This is a genomic window from Verrucomicrobiia bacterium (assembly GCA_035629335.1).
In the GTDB taxonomy this organism is placed as follows: Bacteria; Patescibacteriota; Saccharimonadia; order Saccharimonadales; family Saccharimonadaceae; genus DASUUR01.
In genome coordinates, this window is sequence record DASPIB010000002.1 from 1 (window position 1) to 2,564 (window position 2,564).

Annotated in this window: 2 protein-coding genes; both read left to right on the top strand. The window is 49.8% G+C overall.

The features are described from left to right. Positions 1-1,156, top strand: a 1,156-nt coding sequence (locus tag VD907_05775; GenBank protein ID HYG84353.1) for a hypothetical protein, incomplete at its 5' end; no start/stop codon positions are given. Between the two features lie 1,147 nt (positions 1,157-2,303). Further along, positions 2,304-2,564 (top strand): phenylpyruvate tautomerase MIF-related protein (locus VD907_05780; GenBank protein HYG84354.1); only part of this gene is annotated, 261 nt, incomplete at its 3' end.

The following is a 2,564-nucleotide window of genomic DNA, read 5'->3' on the forward strand; positions in this document are numbered from 1 at the left end:
GATCGCAGCCGGACAAATCGCCGCCGCGGCCAAACGAGTCGAGCAAACGATGGCGAATACCTTGACCTTGGTGTTGGCGTTCCTGGCCAAATTCGCGGGCCTCGGTAATATTCCTGAAAAAATCGTCGGTATCATCAATAAAATCCGCAAGCCGATCGATAAGGGATTGGATAAGATTGTGGCTTGGTTGGGGAAAATGCTGAAGAAGGCCGGTAGTGCGCTATTGCAAGCCGGCGTTCCGAAAGACCCTAATGAACGCCTGAAGTTGGCGGCGAATGCGGCTGTCGCCGCCGCTCGAAAATTAACAGGTCGGATTACTAAGCCGTTACTAACGGCTGCTATGAACTTTATTAAAGTCCGTTATGGTTTGCAACAAATAGAACCTTACGAAAGAGACGGACAGTGGTGGGTTAAGATGACGATTAATCCGGTTACCAACCAAAATCTAGGTGTACCTAGCGGTGCGAAGGTACCAACTGGAGGAGTTTCTGAGCCAGTCACAGTCGGTTCCTGGATTAAGAATTTAAAAACAGGTTTATTCGAGCGAGTAAGCGCTGCAAGATCCGTTGTTAAACGAGGAGCGGATGGGCAATTAGAAGCCGTTTCTTTTTCAACCACAAAAACCGATGGCACGGCCGGTTTATTGAGTTACAGTAAAGAAGGGGTCGACTGGGAGCGCAGCAGCTTTTCGCATCCATCGAATTTTGTAATTTTGGAAGGGAGCGGCGCCACTTTTGTGTTAAAACCCGGTGTCCGTGGTTCAAATAATATACGTTCAACATTTTATTCGGATTCATCGTCAAGTCGTAGCAGCATAAAAAATAGCAAGTTGCCGGCATTGAAACACCCAAACGATTCGACAAAGTTTTTAAGTGAAGGCTCAGCCGCGGACGAATCGGCAGAAGGTTATACACAAAAATTAAACGGGAAAGCCATTGTACCTTTGGCGCACGCTTCCCCGGATCATGACCCGCCAATTGCTGTTCACTGGACGAATAAGCAAGGTAACGACACGACGCAATCATCCAGGGAAAATTGGAATAGCAGTTTGACGACTTATAAGCTGATGTCCAAAAAGCTTAATAATAGATTGGGAAGCAGAGGCGTTAATTATACAGAGAAGGTCGGTGTTAATTTCCGAGGACCGGGGGAGTAGTAGTTGAATTACACTTATTTCGTCGAATACCTGGGAACGGTACTGTTGGAAAAATCAGTGGGTATTGAAAGTCAATGGCTTCGAAAATCGCGACGAAGGCGTCGCTCCCAGTGCGCCCAGGAGGGCACAAAATCAGCAGGGTGTAAGTCCCTGTCGGCGTAAGCCATAACGTCGTAGCTGAAAGTAACTGCGTCACCGCGAGGTGGGGTGGAGAGCAACTGGAGGCAAAAGAGCAGTCCGCAGTAAAGCGAATCCGATTCGGCGGGGTAAGGCGGCGAGTCCCCTGGGAGTCGACGAAGCCTGAAAACCATCATTTACGTTGTTGTGGCAGATAAAACGATAAATGGGCCTACCTTGTGGTTGGGAGTGGAATGTTCAGAAGGTATTGTGAAGAAACTGGGGAGACCTGTTACGGAGGTGACCGTGGCAGGAGTCAGAACCCTTATATTACCGTAAGTCGAGGAAGCTCAAGGCAAGGCGAGGACAGTGTGGCACCGCTGGGAAACCAGGCGGAAACAGAGAAAACAAACACGAGCCTAAACCGAGAGGGGAAAAGATGGTAAAAGCCGGCTAGCAAAACCGGCCATAGGAAAGAAGGGTAGGAAGGTGGAAACGAGGTAGCGTTCGGTGTCACGGCCATTAAGCCAACCTCAGGTAAAAGGCTTAAAGAGGCTCAGCCGTTGAAGGGAGCCGAAGGTAACGAATCAAACCGAGTTTGCGGGCTGACGTGGTAACGCGGAGTAATGGGGTTCACCAATTAATAACACCATTGCTCACCAGCTTGTCCCGATGAGGAAACCACCGACTGGAGAGCCGTGTGCGGGAGAACCGCATGCACGGTTCGGAGGGAGGGGAGAGAAATCTTCCCTACCCCTATCAGCGCTTGCAATCCTCTGTGGGAGCGACGCCTTCGTCGCGACTATCGAAGCCACCGATACTCGGCAGCCGGGGATTTTATCGAAGCTCCCGATGTCACTTGCCGGACGGGTTTTATAAACCCGTTCGTAACGTTTTATCACCCTAAGATGGGTTTTCGCTTCGCCTCTACCCATCCTACTGCTTTTTTTCCTGGTTCTCACGGTCCTCCGTGGGAACCCATACACATTTAGGGATGTTATTTTTTACCGTATCTTAAGAGGAATTTGCGATGCCTTATTTAAAACTCAATACCAATACGCCCATCACCGATGAAAAATCTTCGCCATTACTGGCTGAAATGTCGCAACTGATGGCCAAAGAGACCGGTAAGTCGGAGCGCTATGTCATGGTCGAGCTGGCTTCCGGCAAGCCGATGTTGTTCGGCGGGAGCGATAAGCCATTGGCTTATCTCGAATGTAAAAGTATCGGCTTGAGCGGCGCTCAGGCGCGTTCGTTGTCGACGTCATTAAGCCGCTTGCTGGAAAAGGAA